The 22856-nt window shown below is 65.6% G+C and carries 32 protein-coding genes; 17 read left to right on the top strand and 15 right to left on the bottom strand.

All coding sequences use genetic code 11. The annotated features are described in order from the left end of the window. Positions 1-74 precede the first annotated feature (74 nt). From rplS to ffh, 10 genes are all read right to left on the bottom strand, one after another. Positions 75-464 carry a 50S ribosomal protein L19 gene (gene rplS, locus HHL13_RS02595; RefSeq protein ID WP_169554204.1) on the bottom strand — a complete coding sequence of 130 codons (390 nt, stop codon included), beginning with the start codon at positions 462-464 and terminating at the stop codon, positions 75-77. After that, positions 461-1198: a tRNA (guanosine(37)-N1)-methyltransferase TrmD gene (gene trmD, locus HHL13_RS02590; protein ID WP_169554203.1), complete on the bottom strand. Its 738-nt coding sequence runs from the start codon at positions 1196-1198 to the stop codon at positions 461-463. The genes rplS and trmD overlap by 4 nt, the downstream gene beginning before the upstream one ends. A 46-nt stretch (positions 1199-1244) precedes the next feature. After that, positions 1245-1586: a hypothetical protein gene (locus tag HHL13_RS02585; RefSeq protein WP_169554202.1), complete on the bottom strand. Its 342-nt coding sequence runs from the start codon at positions 1584-1586 to the stop codon at positions 1245-1247. Beyond that, positions 1586-3046 carry a serine hydrolase domain-containing protein gene (locus tag HHL13_RS02580; protein WP_169554201.1) on the bottom strand — a complete coding sequence of 487 codons (1461 nt, stop codon included), beginning with the start codon at positions 3044-3046 and terminating at the stop codon, positions 1586-1588. The genes HHL13_RS02585 and HHL13_RS02580 overlap by 1 nt, the downstream gene beginning before the upstream one ends. 208 nt (positions 3047-3254) lie before the next feature. Further along, positions 3255-4097: a TIGR04222 domain-containing membrane protein gene (locus tag HHL13_RS02575; RefSeq protein WP_169554200.1), complete on the bottom strand. Its 843-nt coding sequence runs from the start codon at positions 4095-4097 to the stop codon at positions 3255-3257. Positions 4098-4100: 3 nt separating this feature from the next. Further along, positions 4101-4670 (bottom strand): hypothetical protein, encoded by a 570-nt coding sequence (locus HHL13_RS02570; RefSeq protein ID WP_169554199.1) that lies wholly within the window; start codon positions 4668-4670, stop codon positions 4101-4103. Positions 4671-4696: 26 nt separating this feature from the next. Further along, complete coding sequence (locus HHL13_RS02565) at positions 4697-5236, bottom strand: AAA family ATPase (RefSeq protein ID WP_169554198.1); 540 nt, start codon at positions 5234-5236, stop codon at positions 4697-4699. Positions 5237-5303: 67 nt separating this feature from the next. Further along, positions 5304-5780, bottom strand: coding sequence for a ribosome maturation factor RimM (gene rimM, locus HHL13_RS02560; protein ID WP_169554197.1), 477 nt, complete (start codon positions 5778-5780; stop codon positions 5304-5306). 4 nt (positions 5781-5784) lie between these two features. After that, positions 5785-6333, bottom strand: coding sequence for a 30S ribosomal protein S16 (gene rpsP / locus HHL13_RS02555; RefSeq protein ID WP_169554196.1), 549 nt, complete (start codon positions 6331-6333; stop codon positions 5785-5787). A gap of 40 nt (positions 6334-6373) precedes the next feature. Next, positions 6374-7879, bottom strand: a complete 1506-nt coding sequence (ffh, locus tag HHL13_RS02550; protein WP_169554195.1) for a signal recognition particle protein — start codon at positions 7877-7879, stop codon at positions 6374-6376. Between the two features lie 271 nt (positions 7880-8150). Here ffh and HHL13_RS02545 point away from each other — a divergent pair, with 271 nt between their 5' ends. After that, a complete protein-coding gene (locus HHL13_RS02545) occupies positions 8151-9788 on the top strand; it encodes an EAL domain-containing protein (RefSeq protein WP_169554194.1) in 1638 nt (545 codons plus the stop codon). Here the strand turns inward: HHL13_RS02545 and HHL13_RS02540 are convergent. Further along, a complete protein-coding gene (locus tag HHL13_RS02540; protein WP_169554193.1) occupies positions 9785-10330 on the bottom strand; it encodes a cytochrome b in 546 nt (181 codons plus the stop codon). The genes HHL13_RS02545 and HHL13_RS02540 overlap by 4 nt on opposite strands. A gap of 66 nt (positions 10331-10396) precedes the next feature. On the opposite strand from HHL13_RS02540, the gene HHL13_RS02535 reads away from it, so the two are divergent. Next, the gene (locus HHL13_RS02535) at positions 10397-11047 is read left to right on the top strand and encodes an intradiol ring-cleavage dioxygenase (RefSeq protein ID WP_169554192.1); all 651 of its coding nucleotides are present in this window, start codon (positions 10397-10399) and stop codon (positions 11045-11047) included. A gap of 2 nt (positions 11048-11049) precedes the next feature. Here the strand turns inward: HHL13_RS02535 and HHL13_RS02530 are convergent, their stop codons facing one another. Next, positions 11050-11643 (bottom strand): DUF924 family protein, encoded by a 594-nt coding sequence (locus tag HHL13_RS02530; protein WP_169554191.1) that lies wholly within the window; start codon positions 11641-11643, stop codon positions 11050-11052. Between HHL13_RS02530 and mtaB the strand changes: the two genes are divergently transcribed. The 4 genes from mtaB to HHL13_RS02510 are packed head-to-tail and all read left to right on the top strand — an operon-like array spanning position 11643 to position 15414. Continuing rightward, positions 11643-12866, top strand: a complete 1224-nt coding sequence (gene mtaB, locus HHL13_RS02525; RefSeq protein ID WP_169554190.1) for a tRNA (N(6)-L-threonylcarbamoyladenosine(37)-C(2))-methylthiotransferase MtaB — start codon at positions 11643-11645, stop codon at positions 12864-12866. The genes HHL13_RS02530 and mtaB overlap by 1 nt on opposite strands. After that, positions 12863-13798 (top strand): signal recognition particle-docking protein FtsY, encoded by a 936-nt coding sequence (gene ftsY, locus HHL13_RS02520; protein ID WP_169554189.1) that lies wholly within the window; start codon positions 12863-12865, stop codon positions 13796-13798. Before mtaB ends, ftsY begins: the two co-directional genes overlap by 4 nt. Beyond that, entirely contained in the window at positions 13788-14402 is a 615-nt protein-coding gene (gene ispZ, locus HHL13_RS02515) for a septation protein IspZ (RefSeq protein WP_240953600.1), read from the top strand. Before ftsY ends, ispZ begins: the two co-directional genes overlap by 11 nt. Before the next feature lie 4 nt (positions 14403-14406). Next, positions 14407-15414, top strand: coding sequence for a 2-hydroxyacid dehydrogenase (locus tag HHL13_RS02510; RefSeq protein WP_169554188.1), 1008 nt, complete (start codon positions 14407-14409; stop codon positions 15412-15414). On the opposite strand, the gene HHL13_RS02505 is transcribed toward HHL13_RS02510, so the two are convergent. Continuing rightward, positions 15411-15797, bottom strand: a complete 387-nt coding sequence (locus HHL13_RS02505; protein WP_169554187.1) for a hypothetical protein — start codon at positions 15795-15797, stop codon at positions 15411-15413. The genes HHL13_RS02510 and HHL13_RS02505 overlap by 4 nt on opposite strands. Positions 15798-15914: 117 nt before the next feature. Further along, on the bottom strand, positions 15915-16535 hold the full coding sequence (locus HHL13_RS02500; RefSeq protein WP_169554186.1) for a superoxide dismutase: 621 nt from the start codon (positions 16533-16535) through the stop codon (positions 15915-15917). A 189-nt stretch (positions 16536-16724) separates the two neighbouring features. On the opposite strand from HHL13_RS02500, the gene HHL13_RS02495 reads away from it, so the two are divergent. Further along, positions 16725-17291, top strand: a complete 567-nt coding sequence (locus tag HHL13_RS02495) for a urate hydroxylase PuuD (RefSeq protein ID WP_169554185.1) — start codon at positions 16725-16727, stop codon at positions 17289-17291. 74 nt (positions 17292-17365) lie between these two features. Further along, on the top strand, positions 17366-17725 hold the full coding sequence (locus HHL13_RS02490) for a DUF559 domain-containing protein (RefSeq protein WP_346775463.1): 360 nt from the start codon (positions 17366-17368) through the stop codon (positions 17723-17725). Positions 17726-17810: 85 nt separating this feature from the next. Here HHL13_RS02490 and pspF read toward each other — a convergent pair whose 3' ends face one another. Next, a complete protein-coding gene (gene pspF / locus HHL13_RS02485) occupies positions 17811-18845 on the bottom strand; it encodes a phage shock protein operon transcriptional activator (protein WP_169554184.1) in 1035 nt (344 codons plus the stop codon). 402 nt (positions 18846-19247) lie between these two features. On the opposite strand from pspF, the gene pspA reads away from it, so the two are divergent. From pspA to HHL13_RS02440, 9 genes are all read left to right on the top strand, one after another. Continuing rightward, entirely contained in the window at positions 19248-19916 is a 669-nt protein-coding gene (gene pspA / locus HHL13_RS02480) for a phage shock protein PspA (protein WP_169554183.1), read from the top strand. Positions 19917-19920: 4 nt separating this feature from the next. After that, positions 19921-20187 carry an envelope stress response membrane protein PspB gene (pspB, locus tag HHL13_RS02475; protein WP_169554182.1) on the top strand — a complete coding sequence of 89 codons (267 nt, stop codon included), beginning with the start codon at positions 19921-19923 and terminating at the stop codon, positions 20185-20187. Between the two features lies 1 nt (position 20188). Continuing rightward, positions 20189-20566 carry an envelope stress response membrane protein PspC gene (pspC, locus tag HHL13_RS02470; RefSeq protein ID WP_169554181.1) on the top strand — a complete coding sequence of 126 codons (378 nt, stop codon included), beginning with the start codon at positions 20189-20191 and terminating at the stop codon, positions 20564-20566. 33 nt (positions 20567-20599) lie between these two features. Further along, entirely contained in the window at positions 20600-20890 is a 291-nt protein-coding gene (locus tag HHL13_RS02465; protein WP_169554180.1) for a hypothetical protein, read from the top strand. Between the two features lie 11 nt (positions 20891-20901). Then, a complete protein-coding gene (locus HHL13_RS02460; protein ID WP_240953599.1) occupies positions 20902-21222 on the top strand; it encodes a hypothetical protein in 321 nt (106 codons plus the stop codon). Between the two features lie 25 nt (positions 21223-21247). Continuing rightward, positions 21248-21511 carry a hypothetical protein gene (locus HHL13_RS02455; protein WP_169554179.1) on the top strand — a complete coding sequence of 88 codons (264 nt, stop codon included), beginning with the start codon at positions 21248-21250 and terminating at the stop codon, positions 21509-21511. Between the two features lie 199 nt (positions 21512-21710). Further along, a complete protein-coding gene (locus tag HHL13_RS02450) occupies positions 21711-21983 on the top strand; it encodes a hypothetical protein (RefSeq protein ID WP_169554178.1) in 273 nt (90 codons plus the stop codon). Positions 21984-22025: 42 nt separating this feature from the next. After that, positions 22026-22250 (top strand): hypothetical protein, encoded by a 225-nt coding sequence (locus HHL13_RS02445; RefSeq protein WP_206376964.1) that lies wholly within the window; start codon positions 22026-22028, stop codon positions 22248-22250. A gap of 154 nt (positions 22251-22404) precedes the next feature. Then, positions 22405-22809 (top strand): SufE family protein, encoded by a 405-nt coding sequence (locus tag HHL13_RS02440; protein WP_169554176.1) that lies wholly within the window; start codon positions 22405-22407, stop codon positions 22807-22809. Positions 22810-22856 lie beyond the last annotated feature (47 nt).

The following is a 22856-nucleotide window of genomic DNA, read 5'->3' as shown; positions in this document are numbered from 1 at the left end:
ACGAAACAGCCAAACGAAACGGGGCGCGAAGGCATGTGCCTCCGCGCCCCGCGCTTGCTTCGTTAGCCTCGGGCTTACTCGGCCGCGGCAACCTCGGTCGGGCGCGGATCGCGGCGCTCGGCGATACGAGCCGACTTGCCGGTGCGGCCCCGCAGATAATAGAGCTTCGCGCGGCGCACGACGCCGCGGCGAACGACTTCAACCGAATCGATGTTCGGCGAGTAGAGCGGGAACACGCGCTCGACGCCTTCGCCGAACGAAATCTTGCGGACGGTGAAGTTGCTGCCCATGCCCTTGTTCGAGCGGGCGATGCACACGCCTTCGAAGTTCTGAACGCGGGTGCGCTCGCCTTCGACGACCTTCACGCCGACGCGCAGGGTGTCGCCCGGGCGGAATTCCGGAATCTTCTTCGCCTCGTTGAACTTGGCGATCTGCTCGGCTTCGAGCTGCTGGATGATGTTCATTCGAACGTTTCCTGTTTTCGTCGCCGCGCGCCAGAGGGAGGTTGAACCCGAGCGCCCTCATGGCGCTCCCAAAGGTCCGGCCTCCTTAGCCGTGTATCGGTCTCGGCCTGGCTTTTACGCCATGCCGCGATCCTCGCATGATCCCCCGATCGCAGCACTTCGGGGATCGTGCGCCCTTCCCATTCAGCAGGTCGGGTATATTGCGGATATTCGAGCAGCCCCGTTTCGAAGCTCTCGTCCATACCGCTGGAAGGCGCGCCCATTACTCCGGGAATGAGGCGAATGCAAGCGTCGAGAAGGGTCAGCGCCGCCATCTCGCCGCCGGAGAGGATATAGTCGCCGATCGAGACCTGTTCGATCTCGCGCGCGTCGAACAACCGCTCGTCGAACCCCTCGAACCGGCCGCACAGCACGACCACGCCGGGGCCGTCCGCCAGTTCGCGGACCCGGGCCTGGCTGAGCGTGCGCCCGCGCGGCGTCATCGCCAGCACCGGGCGGCCCGCAGGCAAGCTGTCGAGCGCGGATGCGAGGATATCCGCCCGCATCACCATCCCTGCCCCGCCCCCGGCCGGGGTATCGTCGACCGAGCGATGCTTGTCGGTGGCGAAGTCGCGGATCTGGACCGTATCGAGCGACCACAGCCCCTCGCGCAGCCCCCTGCCCGCCAGCGACACGCCGAGGGGGCCGGGAAACATCTCCGGGTACAGGGTCAGGACGGTGGCGGCGAAAGTCATGCGCGTCCTTCGTCCGTTGGCGCCGGATTGGCAAGCGGGCCGTGGCCTAGCGCCCGCCCTTCCTCCCCCGCGTCCGGAACGCGACGATCAGGGCGATGGGGAAGCCGACCGCAAGGATCAGCATCCCCTGCAGCACCCCATAATGGAGCATGTCGACCGCGGGCACGGCATCGCTGACGGTCCCGGTTCCGGCCTCCCCGATCCGGGCCAGCGTCTGTACGATCGTCCAGCCGACGATCAGCACGAGGATGGCGAGCATCAACACGATGGCCAGTACCGCGGTGCCGACCGGATGGAGCCAGCGCATCCTGCGCTGGAGCATCCACGACAGCGCCGCCGATGCGAGCAATACCGCCGCGCCGATGCCGATTACACCAAGCCACTCCATTACGGCTTCACCAGCTGAAAGCGCAGCGCCTGCACGCTCAGCGGGTTGGTGGGGGCGAGCAGGATCTGGCCGTCGAGCTTGCCCTTCTCGCAATTCCAGCGGAACGAAACCGTCAGCGCGCCGGTGGCGTGGAGCGGCTCGGCGGTGGGGCACGCGCCCAGCTGCTCGCGCAGCTTGCCGAGCTCGATGCGCCAGTTGGCGGCGGTACGATCCATCAGGAAGTTCATCGCCAGCGGCAGGACGGTCACGTCGCCGCTGGCATAGGCCGCGCGCGCCTTGTCGTGCATCGCGGTGAGCGCCGGCGTCACCGGAAGCTCGCGCGGGGTGAACGCCCCGGCATCGTTCAGCAGGAACGCCGCGTCCCACGCCAGATTGGCCGCGCCGGTATAGGTGCGATTGGTGAAGACGAAGATGCCGACACCATATTCGGGAAGCAGCAGCACATGGCTGCCATAGCCGGGATAGCCGCCGCCATGATGCATCATCAGGCCCAGCTGGCAGTCCTGCGCGACGCGGAAGCCCTTGCCATAGGCTTCGGACTGCATGCAGCCCTTCTCGCCCGTGGCGCCGATGCGGCGGCGGGTGCGCGTGAAATTCTCGCCCTGCGCCAGTTCGCGAACCGTTGCGCGGCGGACCGGCCCCGCATCCGCGCCGTCACGCGCGGGCCAGCCGGAGAGCAGGAACGACACCCATTTCGCATAATCGTTCGCGCTGACCTGAAGCCCGCCCATCGCGCCGAACGCGCCATGCTTCATCGTCGGCTCCTCGAGCCAGGCGTCATTCTCCCAGCGATAGCCGATCGAACGGCGAGCGATCGGCCATTCGCCGACCTCGAAACCGGTGCTGGTCATGCCCAGCGGCTTGAGGATCGTCCGCTCGACATAGGTGCGGTACGGCATGCCCGATGCGTTCGCCACGATCCGTCCGAGCAGCGCATAGCCGAAGTTGGAATATTCCATGCCGGTCTGCGGCGGGCGGGTGAACGGCACGCCGTCGCGGATCATCCGGGTGAATTCGGCTTCGCTCAGCACTTGCTGGCGATCGCCCCAAGGATCGTCGGTGACGAATCCGGCGGTATGGCTCAGCAGATCGCGGACGCGGATGCGCGGGCTGTCCGCGGTCGGATAGCGCCAGCCCTTCATCTCGGGCACATATTTCTCGGCCAGATCGTCGAGCGACAGCTTGCCCGCATCGCGCAGTGACAGGATCGAAAGCGCAGTGAACGCCTTGGTCATCGAAGCGATTCGGAACAGGCTGTCGGGCGTGACCGGGCGCTTCTCCGCGATGTCCTGCACGCCGAAGCCGCGAACATGGACCAGCCGGCCATTGGCGACGATGCCATAGACGAGACCGGGTGTCGGGTTTTTCTTCTGGAACTCCTCGAACATCGCGTCGATGCGCGGGACGTTCGTGCGGATCACCGCTTCGTCGGCAGGCGCGGTCTGGGCGAACGCGGGCATGGCGATGAGGAGCAGCGCCAGCGCCGCCAACGCGACAATCGGTTGACACGGTTGACACCAATATCGCGAAAAAATCCCCCGCCCCGGAATGCGTCCGGCCACCGGACTCATCGCCACAAAATCAGCCTGCCGACCGCTCATTTCATATCCCCGGGATTCGTTTCGGGGCAAAGGCTAGCGGAGGAAATCCGTGTAGGACAGCGCCGGCTCAACCGCCCCCGCATCCGCCGCAGCCGCCCCCGCCGCAACCGCTACCGCCGCCGCCCCCATCGCTGCTCGATCCGCTGTCGCCGCTCGACGAACTTCCATCTCCGGCGCTGCGCATGCGGTGATAGTCCGCCCATGCCGATCCGGCGAGAACGGTGGTGCCGAACAGGGCGACCGCCAGCCCGGTCTCCTCCGCAGTCGGCGCACGGCGGAGGCGATCGGCGCCGCGCCTTGCCTGCGCGACCGCAGCCTTTCCGCCACGCGTGCGCCGGTCGACCATAAGGAAGCGGACCAGCGCGAGGATCGCGGTGAGGATCAGCAGCAGCGTCAGATAGCCGACCGGCCGGTCGCGGCTCATCCCCACCTCGAGCTTGATCGCGCCGAACAGGAGCAGGAGGAGGTAGGGCGTGGTCTGCCAGAAGCGCAGCTGGAGCACCGTGCCGCCGTCCATCAGCAGATCGTTCGCGATCAGGCGGCGGCGGATCGGATCGGCATGGGGATGGATCGCTCCCTGCACGCTATTCCATTTCGCCGGAGAAGACAGCGCCAGCACGCTGCGTTCGGCAGGAGTGCGTCCCTGATGGTGCGGATCGGGCTGGAACGCGTCCTTGCTGACGATGAGCAGCGCGCGCGCCGCGAGCAGCCGCGCGACCACCGCATCGGCGAAGCGCGCCTTGCCGCCCGCGAGCCACGCGAGTTCGTCGGGATCGCTGGTGCCAGCCGATCGCCCGTCCGGACGCAGCCAGCGGGGGATCAGCAGGCCGAGAATGATCGTGACGACGAGCAGGACGCCGTAAAGTTGGAGGAAGGGTCCGCCCGTGAGGTCGAAAGGTCCCAGTCCCATAAGTCAGCTCCCTTGAGCGATCATCCAGACGAGCAAGGCCGCAGCGACCACCGCTACGGTCAACCACATTGCGCGTCTCGGGATGACGAGGACGTCGCGCGGATGCACCCGCCGCGCGCGCGGGTCGTCGATCAGCCGCCGGGCCGCATCGGGCCAGAGATCGGCTGGAGGGGTGCCGAACGCCGCTTCATAGCTTTTGAGCGTATCGGCATATTGCTCGAAATAGCGCTGCTGCTCGTGCGGGCCGCCCGCCGTGGGGCCGTGATGCAGGGCCATTCCGAGGATTTCGGGGCAGAAGCGATCCCAATAGTCGCGGGTATAGGTGAGATGCAGGTGCCAGGCCTGATCCACCGCATCCGAAGGCGTGACGGGATGCCCGGCGGTGACCGCGAGATAGCAGAAGCGCTTATATTCCGCGATCACCCGTTCGGCCTCGGCAAGGCTCCAGCCATTTTCGCGCGCCAGCCGCTGCGCGAAGCTCAGCGCGGCGTCTTCGGGTCCGATGCGGTAAAAGGAGAGCCTGTCCCAAAGCTGGGGTTCGGCGAGGCAGGAAGCGCGTTCCGTGTTGCCCATCTGGAAACCCCAGTAGAATAGTCGAGTTACAAGTCGATGACAGTCCCGGCGCGTTCAAGCACGAAAGCCACGCGCTCGGCCACCGGCGCAAGGGGCAATTCGACCAAAGCATAGCCAGCCTCGCCATAGACGGTGCGCATCGCGTCGCAGGTGCGGATGGCCTCGGCGAAATCCTGTTTCCGTTCGGCATCCCGCTCGAAGATCGCTTCCCAGGGCGGGGCGATGAAGACGGTCGGTGCGTAGCAGCAGGCGGCGACCGCAGCCTCGACTTCCGGCAAGGGCGTCTCGCCGATCAGGCGGAGATAGCCCTGCACGTCGGGAATGCCGCGATCGAAGAAAGTCCGTCCCGAAGCCCCGCGATATGCGGCGACGTCGCGTTCCAGCATCAGCCGGGCATAGGCGACGCGATCGGCCCAGGGCAGCGCATCGCCGCCCCGCGCCACCTGATCGCGGATGATCGCCCTGCCCGTTTCCCCGACCACGGCGTGGCCTGCGGCACGGAGCGCTTCGATAAGGGTGGACTTGCCCGAGCCGGGACCGCCGGTGATGACGTGGAAGGAGTGCAAGAAGAAATTTCTCCTTCTTCTTCGTCACCCCGGGCTTGTTCGGAGTGACAAATAAACTGAAGCTCCGCTATTCGACGAAATCGTCCGCCACGACCAGCCGTTCGGCATCCCATTCGGGCACCGCTTCGGGCTTCATCGGCACCATGAAGCGCTTGCCGGTTTCGCGCTCGATCTCGATCACGTCGCCCGCGCCGTAATTGTCGATCGCAATCACGCGGCCGAGCGCTTCGCCGCTCGCGGAGACGGCGGGCAGGTTCAGCAGATCGACATGATAATATTCGCCCTCGCCCAATGGGGGCAGCGAGGTGCGCGGCACGGTGAGTTCCGTGCCGCGCATCGCTTCGGCTGCGTTGCGGTCCGCCACTTCGGCGAAGCGCGCGATCGCGCCATTATTGCCTGGGCGCAGCGACTTGAGCGTCAGCGCGCCGTTGTTGAATGCCTTGTGGGCATTCAGGTCCTCGGCGAAGACCTTCAGACGGACCTCGCCCGTCACGCCGTGCGCACCGATGATGACGGCGAGCGTGACGGGGCGATCCTGCGTCAAGGAATCAGCCCTCGGCCTTTTCCTCGCCGGCTTCGGCAGCCGGAGTCTCTTCAGCAGCGGCCTCGGCAACGGCTTCGGCTTCCGGAGTCGGTGCTTCGGTCGCAGCTTCGACTTCGGCGGCGACGACGGCTTCGGTCTCGGCCTGGGCTTCCTCGACGGTCTCTTCAGCGACCGGCGCCGGAGCAGCCGCTGCCTCGGCGGCGGCTTCCTCGGCTGCCTTCAGCTTCTCGGCACGCTCTTCAGCGCGCTCGACGGCCTTCTCGCCCGGCTTGCCCTTGTTCGGGTTGTTCTTGGCGGCGCGCTCCTTGATGCCGGCAACGTCGAGGAAGCGGGCGACGCGGTCGGTCGGCTGCGCGCCGACGCCCAGCCAATACTTGGCGCGGTCACCGTCGAGAACGATGCGCTTGGCGTCGTCCTTGGCGAGCAGCGGGTTGTAGGTGCCGATCTTCTCGATGAACTTGCCGTCGCGGGGCGAACGGGCGTCGGCGACGACGATGCGGTAATACGGGCGCTTCTTCGAGCCGCCGCGCGACAGACGCAGGGAAATAGCCATTATTCGATTCCTTCTTTCAATTTGAATTCAGTGTGTTGGGTTATTTCTTTTTCAGGAATTTCTCGAGGCCGGGGGGCAGGTTCGCCCCCGGTCCGGGCAGGCCGGGAAGGCCGGGACCGCCCATCTTGCCCATCATGTCGCCAAGCTGCGAACCCATTTCCGGGCCGCCCATCGCGTTGCCGAGACCGCCCATGCCGCCGCCGGGTCCGCCCTTGCCGAGCATCGCCATCATGCCCTTCAGGCCGCCCATCTTCTTCAGGCGCTTCATCGCGGTCTGCATCTCGAGATGCATCTTCATCAGCTTGTTGACGTCCTGAACGGTCGTCCCCGATCCCTTGGCGATGCGGATCTTGCGCTTGGCGTTGATCAGTTCGGGCTTGGCGCGCTCCTTGGGCGTCATCGAGCCGATCATCGCGTCCATGCGGAGCAGGATGCGCTCGTCCACCGCGCCGCCGGCCATTGCCGCCTGCGCCTTCTTCATGCCGGGGATCATCCCCGCCAGCGCGCCGATTCCACCCATCTTGCGCATCTGCGCCAGCTGGCTGCGCAGGTCGTTCATGTCGAACTGGCCCTTGGCAAGCCGGCTCGCCATGCGCTCGGCATCTTCCGCCTCGATCGACGCCGCGGCCTTTTCGACCAGCGACACGACGTCGCCCATGCCGAGGATGCGGCCGGCGACGCGCTTGGGATGGAACGGCTCGATCGCGTCGAGCTTTTCGCCCATGCCGGCGAACTTGATCGGCTTGCCGGTGACATGGCGCATCGACAGCGCCGCGCCGCCACGGGCATCGCCGTCCATGCGGGTCAGCACCACGCCGGTCAGCGGCACCTGCGCCGAGAAGCTGGTCGCGACGTTGACGGCGTCCTGACCGGTCAGGCTGTCGACCACCAGCAGGATTTCCTGCGGCTTCGCGATATCCGCGACGGCCTTCATCTCGTCCATCAGCGCCTGATCGACGTGGAGGCGGCCGGCGGTGTCGAGCATCACCACGTCGAAGCCCTGCAGCTTCGCGGCGGAGAGCGCGCGCTGGGCGATCTCGACGGGGTTCTGGCCCTTGACGATGGGCAGCGTGGCGACTTCGGTCTGGGTGCCGAGGACCGCGAGCTGCTCCTGCGCCGCGGGACGATTGACGTCCAGCGACGCCATCATCACCTTCTTGCCTTCGCTCTTGGTGATGAGCTTGGCCAGCTTGGCGGTGGTGGTCGTCTTGCCCGAGCCCTGAAGGCCGACGAGCATGATGACGGCGGGTGGCGTGACGCCAAGGTTCAGCTCGGCCGTGTCCGGCCCGAGCATCTCGACCAGCGCGTCATGGACGATCTTGACGACCTGCTGGCCCGGCGTGATCGAGCGGAGGACTTCGTGTCCGACCGCCTGTTCGGTCGCCTTGTCGACGAACGCCTTGGCTACCGGAAGCGCGACATCGGCTTCCAGCAGCGCCACGCGGACTTCGCGCATCGCGGTCCGCACATCGGCTTCAGTGAGCGCGCCACGGCCCCGCAGGCGCTCGAAGACGCCGCCCAGCCGCTCGCTCAGACTCTCGAACATGAGACCAAAATCACTCCGTTTTTCGTCCCCCGAATCGCCAAACGCAAAGCGAGCCGGCGGACGAAACCTCGTCGGCCGGCCTGCACCCGTAGGCGCTGATGCGATCGCGTTCCGGGGAACGGATGGCCGGGCACATAGCGGGAGAGGCCGTTCAGTGCAAGCCGGACACAAGCAACGAAAAATCCGCAATAAAACCGTTCCGGGCTTAACCCGTTCTATACCCTGATCATGAGAAACCTGCACCCTCATGCATTGGGGGAGCCTTCCGGCAATGGCGCTGGATCTCGAGGAAAACGCGGAAAACGACGCCGGCAAGGGCGGCGACATCGTCACCGGTGCGATCAGCGTCGCCGCGATTCTCATGTTCGTGGGCACGGGCAGCTCGGTGCTGTCGACGACGCTCCAGCATTATTTCGAAGGCGGCGCCCCGGCGGATCGCACGCTGGTGATCGCGCTGCTGCTCAACGTCGCGCTGATCCTGTTCGGCTGGCGGCGGCACCATGCGCTGAGCATGGAGGTGCGCGTGCGCACCGCTGCGGAGGAACGCGCGCAGATGCTGGCGAGCCGCGATCCGCTGACCGGGTTCCTCAACCGCCGCAGCCTGGCCGAGGAAGGCGCCGCGATGTTCGTCCGCGCCCAACGCCGCCGCAAGGCGATGGCGCTGCTGATGCTCGATCTCGATCACTTCAAGACGATCAACGACATGCACGGCCATGCGGTGGGCGACGCCCTGCTGCGCGCGGTCGCCCAGGAAATCGCCGCGGCCATGCCGCCGATCTCGCTGACCGCGCGGCTGGGCGGCGACGAATTCGCCTGCGGCTTCCTGTTCGATCCGAGCCAGCCCGGCACGGTCGAGCGGATCGCGGAGAAGCTGGTCAGCCGCATGTCGCAGCCGTTCGACGTCGAAGGCCTGCGCCTGCACATCTCCTGCTCGCTGGGCGTGGCGCGCTCGGACTTCGAATGCGCGAGCATCGACGCGCTGATGCGCTCGGCCGATATAGCCATGTATCAGGCCAAGAAATCGGGCCGAAACCGCTTCGCATGGTTCGACCAGTCGATGGAGCGCGAGCTCCAGACGCGCAACGAACTGGAAAGCGGCCTGCGCACCGCGATCCCGCGTCAGGAGATCGTCCCCTATTTCGAGCAGCAGATCGATCTGGCCAGCGGCAAGCTGCACGGGTTCGAAGTGCTGGCGCGCTGGGAGCATCCGGTGCGCGGGCTGATCAGCCCCGAACTGTTCATCCCGATCGCCGAAGAAACCGGCATGATCGCCGATCTGTCGCTGTCGATCATGCGCCAGTCGTTCATGGCCGCGCGCGACTGGGATCCGTCGCTCAGCATCTCGATCAACATCTCGCCCTGGCAGCTGCGCGACGCGTGGCTGGCGCAGAAGATCATCAAGGTGCTCACCGAAACCGGCTTCCCCGCCAACCGGCTGGAAGTGGAGATCACCGAAAGCTCGCTGTTCGACAATCTGGCGCTGGCGCAATCGATCGTCGGCAGCCTGAAGAATCAGGGCGTCCGCCTGGCGCTCGACGATTTCGGCACCGGCTATTCGTCGCTGGCGCACCTGCGCGCTTTGCCCTTCGACCGGATCAAGATCGACAAGAGCTTCGTCATGTCGCTCAACGAGAATGCGGATTCGGCGGCAATCGTCAACGCCATCGCCCGGCTGGGCGAAAGCCTGAACCTGCCGGTGACGGCGGAAGGCGTCGAGGACGCCGCGATCGAGGAACGCCTGCGCGCAATCGGATGCGCCAAGGCACAGGGCTGGCTCTACGGCCGTCCCCTGTCGGTCACCGGCGTCCGCCGCCTGCTCGCCGAGCGGCGCCTGCTGGTGGCCCAGCAGGGCGCACCGGTTGCAGTCGAAACCTCGCCGGAAATCCCGAGCCAGCGACTGGCGGGCTAAAGCATCCGCCGCCGGATAAGGCGGTCGCGCAGCACCAGTTCGTGCCATAGCGCAGCGGCGACGTGGAGCAGCACCAGCGCGATCACTGTCCAGCTGCTATACACATGAATGTACCACGCATTCGCCCGCCAGGTTTCGTCCTCGGCGGGCGGCGTGAACAGCGCCGGCAGCTCGAACAGCCCGAGCACGTCGCGCGGCGCATCCATCCATATCCAGATGACATAGCCGCTGACCGGCATGGTCAGCAGCAGCGCATAGAGCGCCCAGTGCACGGCCGAGGCAGTTCCGCTGCGCCAGCGCGGCTCGCTTGCGTCCGGCGGTGGCGCGCCCTTCGCGACGCGCCACAGCAGCCGCATCGCCATCAATCCCGCAAGGATCACGCCCAGCTGATAATGATTGCGGATCAACTGGAAACTGGCGTGACGGTCCTCGGTCCATTCGGAGGCCCAGCCCAATCCGATCTGCACCATCACCCCGATCGCGACCACCCAGTGGAGCAGGCGCGCGGGCAGCGCGTAACGATGGCGCGATTCCGGCCGCAACGGCTTCCCCTCCCCTTCAATCCCGCATAATTTGCGCAAAACTGATGGAGCGGATGGGACAGGTCAATGACGCTGGATCGGCGAACGGCTTTGCTGACACTCGCAGGCAGCGCGGGCACGCTGATCGCCTGCCGCTCGATTTCGGCCGAACCTGCGGCCCCACGCGATACGGTGAGGGCCGACCTCTATAATTGCGAAGGCTGCGAAGCGGTGGCCGAGCGGGCGCCCGCCGGGCTCACGGCGACCGTCCAGCTCGCCGCGGCCAGCGAACCGGGTGAGCGGATGATCCTGACCGGCCGCATCACCGGCGCCGATGGCGTCACTCCGGCGGCCGGCGTGATCGTCTATGCGCATCACACCAACGCGAAGGGCCTCTACGCCAATGGGTCGGCCGAGAGCCAGTGGAGCCGCCGCCACGGCCGCCTGCGCGGCTGGGCGAAGACCGGCGCGGACGGCATCTACACCTTCCGTACGATCAAGCCGGCGCCCTATCCGGACATGACCATGCCCGCGCATGTTCACCTGTTCATCGGCGAACCGGGGCGGCGGCCCTATTATATCGACGATGCCGTGTTCGCCGGCGAGTTTGGCGTGACCGACGACTATCGCAGACGGCAGGAGCTGCGCGGCGGGAGCGGTATCGTGACGCTGGGCCGTGCCGCGAATGGGGAGTTACTCGCCCGCCGCGATATCCGGCTCGAACGCCATCCGGGCTGAAGTTACCAGCTAACCGGAGAAGCGGCGAGCCATTCGGCTTCGGCAGGCGTGGTCTCCCGGCCCAGCGCGGCGTTGCGGGTCGGGAAGCGGCCGAACCGCTCGATCACCGCGGCATGTTCGCGAGCGAAAGCGATATTCTGCTCGCGGCCCAGCGCATCGAAGCATTTGAGGCACAGCGCCTGAAGTTCGGGATCCTCGGCGTGCATCAGCGGCATGTAAAGGAACTGCCGCCGCTCCTCGCTCATCCCTTCGTCCCAGCCACTGACCAGCGCCAGTGCGGTGAGTTCCTGCGCCAGCGGATCGGCGGCGAAGGCCTCGGCCGTGCCGCGATGGATGTTGCGGCTAAACTGATCGAGCACGATGATCGCGGCCAGCAGCGTGTCCGGATCGTCGCGCCAGCCTGCGGCACCGCTGCCCAGCACGAGATCGCGCAATGGGCCGAACAGCGCGCGTACTTCGTCGTCGAACGAGTTCGACTGGGCGAACCATTGCTCGGGCATCGCCAGATCGAACCAGAAGCCAAGTACTTCGGTCGCCCGCTCTTGAATTCTTGGCGCGTGGACATCGAGGTCCGTCACACCTAGATCGTCCGCCAATGCCACTCTCCTCGCCACATGTGATCAGTCTGGGCTGCCGTCTCAACCTTGCCGAGAGCGAAACGATCCGTTCGCTTCTGACAGGACGTGACACCGTCGTGGTGAACAGTTGTGCCGTCACCAACGAAGCCGTCAAGCAGACGCGCCAGGCGATCCGCCGCGCACGGCGCGAGCGGCCCGGCGCGGAGCTGGTCGTGACCGGCTGCGCGGCGCAGATCGATCCGCAGGCGTTCGCGGCGATGCCCGAGGTGGACCGGGTGATCGGCAATGCCGAAAAGCTCGACGCAGCGGCATGGGCCAGCGAAGCCGCGCTGGTGGTGCAGGACATCATGGCCGTGCGCGACACCGCGCCGCATCTGGCCGCCAGCTTCTCGACCCATGCCCGCGCCTTTGTCGAGGTGCAGAACGGGTGCGACCACCGCTGCACCTTCTGCGCGATCCCGTTCGGGCGGGGCAACAGCCGCTCGGTGCCGGCCGGCGCGGTGATCGACCGGATCGCGGCGCTGGCCGAGAGCCATGCCGAAGTAGTGCTGACCGGCGTGGACCTGACCAGCTATGGCCACGATCTGCCCGGCCAGCCCAATCTCGGCACGCTGGTCGAGCGCATCCTGCGCCATGTGCCCGTGCTGAAGCGCTTGCGGCTTTCGTCACTCGACGGGATCGAAGTCGACGACCGGCTGTTCGCGCTGCTGACGCAGGAAGAGCGGGTAATGCCGCACGTCCATCTGTCGCTGCAGGCCGGCGACGACATGATCCTCAAGCGGATGAAGCGCCGCCATTCGCGTGCCGAAAGCGTGGCGCTTGTCGAACGGCTGAAGACGGCGCGCCCGGATATTGCGATCGGCGCGGACCTGATCGCGGGTTTCCCGACCGAGGACGACGCGATGTTCGCCAACTCGCTGGCGCTGATCGCCGATTGCGACATCGTCCATGCCCATATCTTCCCCTACAGCCCCCGCGCCGGCACGCCCGCCGCGCGGATGCCGCTGGTGGAGGCGGAAGTGGTGAAGGCGCGTGCTGCACGCTTGCGGGACGCCGCTGCGACGCGCAGGACGAGCTGGCTCGAAAGCCTTGTCGGCAGCGAGCAGGAAATTCTGGTAGAGCGCCCCGGTGACCGGGGCCATGCGGGCAACTTCGCCGAAGTGCGCCACGCCCAAACCGAGGTTGGAAAGATAGTGCGTTTGAAGATCAACAGCGTTCAGGACGGAAAGCTGATCGCATGAGCACCTCTTGGCACCAGCGCCTGCTTGGCGGGTTCAAGCGCACGTCGGACCGGCTGATCGGCAATCTCGCCGGGCTCAGCCTTGGCCGTCTTGACGACGCGACGCTCGACGAGATCGAGGAAGCGCTGATCGCTTCCGATCTAGGTCCGGGCACCGCCGCGAAGATCCGCAGCCGCCTTGCCGACGGCCAGTTCGAAACCGGCATGGAAGAACTGGGCATCCGGTTGGTCGTGGCCGAAGAGATCGCCAAGGCGCTCGAACCCGTGTCCAAGCGGCTCGAGATCGAAGCATTCCCGCGTCCGCAGGTGATCCTCGTCATCGGCGTCAACGGCAGCGGCAAGACCACCACCATCGCCAAGCTCGCCAACCTGCTGATGGAGCAGGATTACAGCGTGATCCTGGCCGCGGGCGACACGTTCCGCGCCGCCGCCATCGGCCAGCTCAAGACCTGGGCCGAGCGGATCGGCGTTCCGATCGTCACCGGCCCGGAAGGCGGCGATCCTGCGGGCATCGTGTTCGAAGCGGTCAAGCAGGCAACCGAAAAGGGCATCGACGTGCTGATCGTCGACACCGCCGGACGCCTGCAGAACAAGCGGGAGCTGATGGACGAACTGTCCAAGATCCGCCGCGTGCTGGGCCGCCTCAACCCCGCCGCGCCGCATGACGTGGTGCTGGTGCTCGACGCCACCACTGGCCAGAACGCGCTGAACCAGATCGAGGTGTTCAAGGAAGTGGCCGGCGTCACCGGCCTCGTCATGACCAAGCTGGACGGCACGGCGCGCGGCGGCGTGCTGGTCGCGGCGGCGGAGAAATACGGCTTGCCGATCCATGCGATCGGCGTGGGCGAAAAGGTCGACGATCTGCGCCCGTTCGACGCGAACGAGGTTGCGCGGATCATCGCCGGCGTGGAAGAACTGACCAATGGCCGCTAAGACCGAAGCTTCCCCGCTGCTGCGCATGGCGATCGACATCGGGCCGCTCGCGGTCTTCTTCCTCGTCAACTTCCTCGCGCCGGGACCCGGTATCGCCCGCCTGCTGGCGGCGACGGCGGCGTTCATGATCGCCATCTCGGTGGCGATGGCGGTGTCGTGGTGGAAGACGCGTCACATCTCGCCGATGCTGTGGATGTCGGGCGCGCTGGTGCTCGTGTTCGGCGGGCTGACGCTGTATTTCCACGACGATTTCTTCATCAAGATCAAGCCGACGATCATCTACTGCATCTTCGCGCTGTTCCTCGGCTATGGCCTCGTGACGAAAAAGCCGGTGCTGGAGACCCTGCTAGGCACCGCCTATCCGGGCCTGTCGAAGCGCGGCTGGCAGTTGCTGACGATCAACTGGCTGGTGTTCTTCCTCGTGCTGGCGGTCGCCAACGAAGTGGTGCGGCTGAACTTCAGCAGCGACGTGTGGGCAGCGTTCAAATTCCCCGGCGTGGTGATCGTCACCTTCGTCTTCGCCGCGGCGAACATCCCGATGCTGATGAAGCACGGCCTCCAGCTCGAAAAGCCGATCGACGCGCCGATCCCGCCCGAGGGCTGAGCCGATGCGGGTCGCAGTGTTCGGCGCGCGGTCGTACGACCGGAAATTCCTGACCGCGGCGAACGCGGCGTTCGGACACGATCTGCACTTTCTCGAGGCCGGACTGAACGCCGATACGGCGCCGCTGGCCGCCGATTGCGGCGCGGTGTGCGTCTTCGTCAACGACCGGCTGGACCGTGGCGTGCTGGAGCGGCTCAAGGCCCTCGGCGTCGGCCTGATCGCGTTGCGCTGTGCCGGGTTCAACAATGTCGATCTGGCGGCAGCCGATGCGCTCGGCCTGCCCGTGGTGCGCGTTCCCGCCTATTCGCCGCATGCCGTATCCGAATTCACCATCGCGCTGCTGCTGGCGCTGGACCGCAAGATCCACCGCGCATGGTCGCGCACCCGCGAGAACAACTTCGCGCTCGATGGGCTGGTCGGCCGCAATTTGCACGGCCGGGTCGCAGGCGTGGTCGGCACCGGCAAGATCGGCGCATTGGTGGCGCGGGCACTGCACGCAGGCTTTGGCTGCGAAGTGCTGGCGAGCGATCTGGTCGAGGATGCCGAGCTGAAGGCGCTCGGCGTCCGCTACGTCCCGCGCGAGACGCTGCTGCGCGAGAGCGACATCGTGACGCTCCACTGCCCGCTGACGCCCGACACGCATCACCTGATCGACGCCGCGGTGCTGAAAGCGGCGCGGCCTGGCCTGATGCTGGTCAACACCAGCCGGGGCGGTCTGATCGACACCGGCGCGCTGATCGAGGCGCTCAAGCGCGGCAACGTCGGCGGCGTGGCGCTCGACGTGTACGAACAGGAAGCCGACCTGTTCTTCCGCGACCTTTCGGGCACCATCGTTCAGGACGACGTCTTCCAGCGGCTGCTGACCTTCCCCAACGTGCTGGTCACCGGCCATCAGGCGTTCCTGACCGAGGAAGCGCTGAGCGCGATCGCGGAGACCACGCTGGCCAGCATCGCCGATGCCGAAAATGGCCGCCCGCTCGCGAACCGCGTAACGGCCGAACGGATCCGCTAGCGCGTCCTGCTGCGGGCGGCGATCACGTCGTCGCGCAGCAGATCCTCTCGCGTGCCCAGTTCGGCAATTTCGGAATCGCTAAGGCCGCCGCTGCGATAGCGGCTACGCATCGCGTCGATCCGGTTCGCGTCGCGGCGCAGGCGTCGCGCGGTGCGCCGATCGATCTGGCCGTTCTCCAGCGCGGAATCGATCTCGCCGCGAATCTGCCGCGTATCGCGCCCGCTGGTCCCGGCCGAACCGATGCGCGTCTCGCTTTTCGGAAGCCGCACCTCGGGTGTGCGCGGCGTGAACCGCTCCGCGCCGCCCGAAGGACCGCCCCAAATCTGCGCCGAAGCCGGAGCGGCCATCGCCACCAGAGGAACCGCCATCAGCCAGACCCGCATCGCTCGCTCCCGTCGCCGTTGGCGGCAAGCTCGCCCGCATCCGTTGAACGACGAATGAACAACGAAAAGGGCGCCGGACCTGCATCCGACGCCCCTTCTTCGTGCGATCGTGATCGATCAGCCCTGATCGGCGCGGCTCACGCCCTTGCCGTCGAGATTCTCGGCCACGAATTCCCAGTTGATCAGGTTCGCGGTCACCGCTTCCAGATACTTCGGGCGCGCGTTGCGGTAATCGACGTAATAGGCGTGCTCCCACACGTCGATCGTCAGCAGCGGGGTCATGCCCTCGTGCACGATCGGGGTATCGGCATCGTGCAGCGAACCGATCTTGAGCGTGTCGCCATCGAGCACCAGCCAGCCCCAGCCGCTGGCGAAGTGATTGGTCGATTCCTCGATCAGCTTCTTAACCAGCTCCTCGGGCGTGCCGAAGCTGTCCTCGATCAGCTTGGCCAGCTTGCCCGACGGAGTCTGCTTCGCCGGCGACAGGCTCTTCCAGAAGAAGCTGTGGTTCCAGATCTGGGCCGAGTTGTTGAACAGGCCCTTGTTGCCCTGTGCCTTGGCCGCCTTGATCACTTCGGACAGGCTGGCATTTTCCAGGTCGGTGCCCGCGATCAGTCCGTTGGTCTTGTCGACATAGGCCTTGTGGTGCTTGCCGTGGTGGAACTCCAGCGTCTCGGCGGACATGTGCGGCGCAAGGGCGTCCTGGGCATAGGGAAGTGCTGGAAGTTCGAAAGCCATGATTACTCTCCGTATGAAGCGGTTCGCGGGCAGAACGAACGCCCGCGCGATCCGGTCCCGGCACTAGGCGAATTCCGCGCGGGGAACACCGATAAATCGTTGCATGTGACAAACGATTTCTCCCGGCATAGGGTGAACCGCGAAGGTGGTCCCGGGGCAAGTGGACCGCCCAACAGAGGGGACCGTTCGATGGACAAGTTTTTCGGAAATCTGCACGCCGTGCTCGCGGTCGGCTTCGCGCTGGCGATCGGCCTGATGCTCTCGCCGCTGGCCGCATCGATGCCCACCCCGCCCGCGACCAGCGTGTTCCAGTGGCTGCATGTATTCTTCGGCATCACCTGGATCGGCCTGCTCTATTATTTCAACTTCGTGCAGATCCCGACCATGCCGTCGATTCCGGCGGAGCTGAAGCCGGGTGTATCGAAGTTCATCGCCCCCAAGGCGCTGTTCTTCTTCCGCTGGGCCGCTGCGTTCACCGTGCTGACCGGCCTGATCCTCGCATGGCTGTATGACGAGCTTCACGAAGCGATGGCGCTGAAGGAAGGCTTCCAGCTGATCGGCATCGGCATGTGGCTGGCGGTGATCATGGCTGCCAATGTGTGGTTCGTGATCTGGCCGAACCAGAAGAAGGCGCTGGGCATCGTCCAGGCCGACGACGCAGCGAAGGCCAAGGCCGCGAAGATGGCGATGATGGCGTCGCGGTTCAACACGATGCTGTCGATCCCGATGCTGCTGTGCATGGTGGCGTTCCGGTAAGCACTGATTCCTCCCCCGCAGGGCACCTGCGGGGGAGGTGGCAGCGCGAAGCGCTGACGGAGGGGGCTTACCCCGTGGAATTGAAGGGCTGGTCAGGCGCGAAGCGCGCCGCGCGCAAATCCCGCAAGGAAATGAGCCCTGCAGAAATCCGGCTGTGGCTGGAACTGCGCAAGGAGCCGGGCGGCCACTATTTCCGCCGCGAACATCCGGCGGGCCCATACCGTCTCGATTTTTACTGCGCCAAAGCCAAGCTGTGTATCGAGATCGATGGCGAGGCGCATGGCTATGGGGACCGGCCGGCGCGGGATGCGAAGCGCGATGCGTGGCTCGCAACCCAAAACGTGCGCACCCTGCGCATCCCTGCCCGCGAGGCCATGAAGAATCTCGACGGCGTACTTCTACACATACTGACCACCATAGCGGTGAAGGGGTAAGCCCCCTCCACCCCCACCTTCGCTTCGCTACGGTGGGCGGTCCCCCTCCCCCGCTGTCTTCGCAGCGAGGGAGGAATGGATAAGGTCATCCGCCCGCGTTCAGCAGCTCGTGCCGCTTCAGCGCGTGGCGCAGCTGGTCATAGGTCAGCCCCAGCGCTTCCGCCGTCGTGCGCTGATTGTAGCGGCATTCCGCCAGCGCCCGCGCCAGCAGGTCGCGTTCGAAGCGATTGACCCGCGTCTTGAAATCGCGCGCCTCGTCGGGCGCCTGGGCGATCACCACGATCGGCGCCGCCTCTTCCCCCGCGCCGGCGGCAGCAGCAGCCGGCGCAGGCTTCGCGGTGCGCGGGCGATAGGGCGACTGGAACGGGTCGATCTCGATCGAGTCGATCGGGCCGTCCTGCTCCCAGCGATAGACTGCCCGCTCCACCACGTTGCGCAGTTCGCGGACATTGCCCGGCCAGTCGTAATTTTCGAGGATGTCGGTCGCGCTCGGCCCGAAGCCGGGCCAGTCCTCCTGCCCGATCTCCGATCGCATCCGGCGGCCATAGAATTCGGCGAGCACCATCACGTCGCCGCCGCGATGGCGCAGCGGCGGCAAGGTGACGACTTCGAAGCTCAGCCGGTCGAGCAAGTCGGCGCGGAACGTCCCGGCTTCCACCCGGTCAGGCAGATGCTCGTTGGTCGCCGCCACGATGCGCACATCGACCCGCACCGGCCGTGACGATCCGATGCGGTGGATCTCGCCATATTCGACCGCGCGCAACAGCCGCTCCTGCGCGCCCATCGACAGCGTGCCGAGTTCGTCGAGGAACAAAGTGCCGCGATGCGCCTCCTCGAACCGCCCTGCCCGCGCCTTGGTCGCGCCGGTAAAGGCCCCCGCTTCGTGCCCGAACAATTCGGCTTCGATCAGCGTCTCGGGCAGCGCGGCACAGTTCATCACCACCAGTGGCTGGTCCCAGCGCTGCGACAGGCGGTGGAGACGCTCGGCGACCAGTTCCTTGCCGGTTCCGCGTTCGCCGATCACCAGCACCGGGCGATCGAGCGCAGCCGCGCGGCTGGCGCGTTCGAGCGCATCGAGAAAGGCCGACGACTGGCCGATGACCTGCGTTGTGCGTTCCATGCCAAATCCTTGGCGAATTTTCCCAACAATTGGCAAGTGCAAAATGCCAACTGAACGCTGTGTGAACAGCAAAAATGGCGGAAAACCGTGGCTTTTTCGCATTTGGCACGCATCATGCTGAGTATCAGGCAAGCCCGCCAACGGGCCACCAAAAACAAGACACAAGGTTCAGGGAACAGACAATGACCTACCAGAGCAACTACTACCGCAACGCCTTCGCAGCCGTCGCACTCACCTTCGTCACCGGCATCGTCCTGATGTCCAGCGTCGTCGGTTCGGCGGTCACCGCGGTCGCGTAACCACAGACCCCGCCGATCGCCCGCCCCGGCGATCGGCACCCGGCGGGAGGGATACCCCCTAGTCCCTCCCGCCACAGTACAAGTTCCGAAGGAGTGAAGTCAGATGGGCATTTTCTCGCGAACCCGCGATATCATCGCAGCCAACGTCACCGACCTGCTCGACAAGGCGGAAGACCCGGCCAAGATGATCCGCATGATCATCCTCGAGATGGAGGAAACCCTGGTCGAAGTCCGCGCCAGCGCGGCGCGCACCATCGCTGACCAGAAGGAAATGCGCCGTCACATCGCCCGCCTCGAAAAGCTCCAGGAGAGCTGGACCGAAAAGGCCGAGCTGGCGCTGTCCAAGGATCGCGAAGACCTGGCCAAGGCCGCACTCGTCGAGCGCCAGAAGGCCGCCGACATGTGCGAGCAGCTCGGTGAAGAGATCGCGGTGCTCGACGAAGCTCTCCAGGCGTCGGAAGCGGACATCCAGAAGCTCCAGACCAAGCTGCGCGAGGCTCGCGCCCGCCAGAACTCGATCCAGACCCGTCTGGAAAGCGCCAACAACCGGGCCCGCCTGCGCGAGGTGACCAACGGTTCGCGGATGCAGGACGCCTTCTCGCGCTTCGACGTGATGGAGCGCCGGGTCGATCTGGCCGAGGGCCGCGCGGACGCCGCCGGCATGGGCAGCGAGCCGAAGACGCTCGAGGAAGAAATCGCCGAGCTCCGTTCGTCGGACAAGGTCGATGCCGAACTCGCCGCGCTGAAGCAGCGCATGGCCAAGAAGGGTTGATCCGATGGAAGATGTCTTCCTTCCCATCGTGATCGTCGGGATGCTCTTCATCGGGCTTCCCTGGGTGATCTTCCACTACATCACCAAGTGGAAGACCGCCGCGACGATCACCGGCGAGGACGAGAAGCTGCTCGACGAGCTGCACTATCTCGCCCGCCAGCTCGAGGAGCGGCTCCAGACCGTCGAACGCATCATTGCCGCCGACAACCCGGATTTCCGCCCCGCCCGTCGCTCGGAAGACGACGCCTACGACTTCAGCAGGAGGAACTAAGATGTCCGCCAGCCGCACCAAATTCTACCTCGACAAACAGAACGGCAAGGTTTTCGGTGTCTGCTCGGGTCTCGCCGATTACACCGGGATCGAGGCTCTCTGGCTCCGGGTCGGCATGATCCTCCTGACGCTGATGACCAGCGGGATGGTGATCGTCGCCTATATCCTGATCGCGATGATGGCCCCGGCCAAGCCGCGTGAACTCTACACCGGCGCCGAGGACCAGAAGTTCTGGCAGGGCGTTCGCAGCAACCCGAAGCGCTCGACCGCCGAGGTTCGCTCGAAGTTCCGCGACATCGATCGCCGCCTCGCCGACATCGAGATGTACTATACGAGCCGCAACACGCGTCTCGCCGACGAAATCGACAGCCTGCGCTGATACCGGCAGCGGCTGACAAAGGGAGGAAAGACAATGGATTGGGGTGGACCTGGCTTCGTCATCGCCATCATCGCGATCTCGACCGCCGGCTGGCTGATCAGCACCTGGATCCGGGCCAAGCACGGATATCCGATCGAGAATGAATGGTCGGGCAGCACCGCCAAGAGCGACCCGGCAGCCGAACGCAAGATCGAGCTGCTCTCCAACGAGAACGGACGGCTTACCGGCCAGATCTCGCGGCTCGAAGAGCGGATCGCGGTCCTCGAACGGATCGCCACCGATCCCGCCGAGCGCACCGCCCGCGAAATCGACAGCCTGCGCTGAGAGGACAGACGATGGAAAAGATCATGTTCATGCAATCGGTCTTCCCCTTCATCGCCGTGATCGTTTCGATCGCGATCGGCGGATGGGTTCTGACCACCTGGCTCCGGATCAAGAACGGTTACCCGCTCGACGGCGCCTGGGGACAGGCAGTCTATCCGAAGAACAACGACGAAGCGATGGAACGGATCAAGCTGATCAGCCAGGAAAACGCTCAGCTCCGCGCCGAGCTCGGCTCGATCAAGGACCGGCTGGCGAATGTGGAACGCATCGTCACCGACAGTTCGCACAGCCTGGATCGCGAGATCGAGCAGCTGCGCGGCACCCGCAACTAACTGGCCGAACTGAGGAGAGACTGACATGAGCCCGATCTGGGTCCCCGTCCTCGGCATTCTCTGCGGAACGATCGCCATCTTCGGAGGCGTCTTCCTCAAGGCTTGGTTCGCATTGCAGCAGCGCAAGATGGAACTGGAAGCCCAGATGGTCGCCGAAAAGGCCGCGCAATATGCGGCGCAGACCGAACGGCTCGAACAGCGGGTCCGGGTTCTGGAGCGGATCGCCACCGACAAGGGCGCCGATCTCTCCGACGAAATCGAGCAGCTGAGGGATCAGCCGCTCAACTAGGAACAAGGGTCCTCGCGACCCGACCAGAAGGACAGTATCATGATTATCGTATTCGGTGTGCTCGCCGCGCTCTGCGGTGGCTTCATTTGGCTCGCCGAGAGCCGGGACCGCCCCCGCCGCCGCGCGGAGCGCCAGCAGATGATCCAGCCGGCCGAATAAGCGCCAGCGGATCACAGACGAAAAAGGGAAGGAAAAGGCGATGAATCCGTTCGAAATGGTCATCGGTATCGTGCTGATCGTGTCGATCGCCGGGGTTCTCAAGGCCAAATACGGGGTCCGCAAGGATCAGTGGGGCAACGAAACCCATGTCGATGATGGCCGCTCGGCCGCCGAGAACCAGCGGCTCCGCGGCGAGATCGCTTCGCTCAAGGAGCGCATCCAGGTGCTCGAACGGGTCATCACCGATGACCAGACCAGCGCAAGCCGCCTCGATCGCGAGATCGAACGGCTCCGCGACAAGAACAACGTCTGACGGGAGGACGATGTGACCAACGACGTAAATCTCTACATCACGATGGCCACCGCCAGCCTTGCCGGTCTCGGCATGGTCACCGCGGCAGGACTTTCGGGCTGGCGCAGCTGGCTCTCGCTGAAGCGCGAGGAACTTCACGGTCACCAGGCGCTCAATGCGCCGACCACGGATGGCGGCGCCCCTTCGGTGGCTTCGCGCATCGAACTGGCGGATCTGAAGGAACGGATGCGCAAGCTCGAGGCGATCGCCGCCGGCGTCGACCTCTGACGGAAAAGCCGTCGCCCCGGTCAGGGAGACGGGGGTCCGCGGCAAGGGGAACCGGGTGGCTATCCCGGCCCAGGGTTCCCCGGGATCGCGGGTGCCGGACAATGATCCGGCATGACGGTGGATTAATCGAGGGTCGGCGCTATAGGCTCCAGCCATGCCGACCCTCACCGACCTTCAGGAAGAATATGAATTCCTGGAACCCGACGACCGCTATCGCCTGCTGATCGATCTGGGCCGCTCGCTCGAGCCGATGCCCGATCCGCTCAAGACCGATGCGACTCTGGTGCGGGGCTGTTCGGCGGCGGTATGGGTCTATCCCACCCGCGCGGACAACGGGACGCTCCATTTCCTCGCGGACTCGAACGCCGCGATCACCAAGGGCATCATCGCCCTCGTCCTGCTCACCGTGCAGGATCGCAGCCCGGCCGACATCCTCGCCACCGACATCGAAGCCGCGCTCGCGCCGTTCGACTTGCGCAACCAGCTCAGTTCGAACCGGACGCAGGGCATTCCCAACATGATCGCACTGGTGCGCGAAACGGCGACGCGCTACGCCTGAGCGCCGCTTCCCCGCCGTCCGCGCCTGCGATATGCTCGGCGCAAATC

It is taken from the genome of Sphingomonas sp. G-3-2-10 (assembly GCF_012927115.1).
GTDB lineage: Bacteria > Pseudomonadota > Alphaproteobacteria > Sphingomonadales > Sphingomonadaceae > Sphingomonas.
The sequence above is the reverse complement of the archived record's forward strand: the minus strand, read 5'-3'. Positions and strand labels throughout refer to the sequence as shown.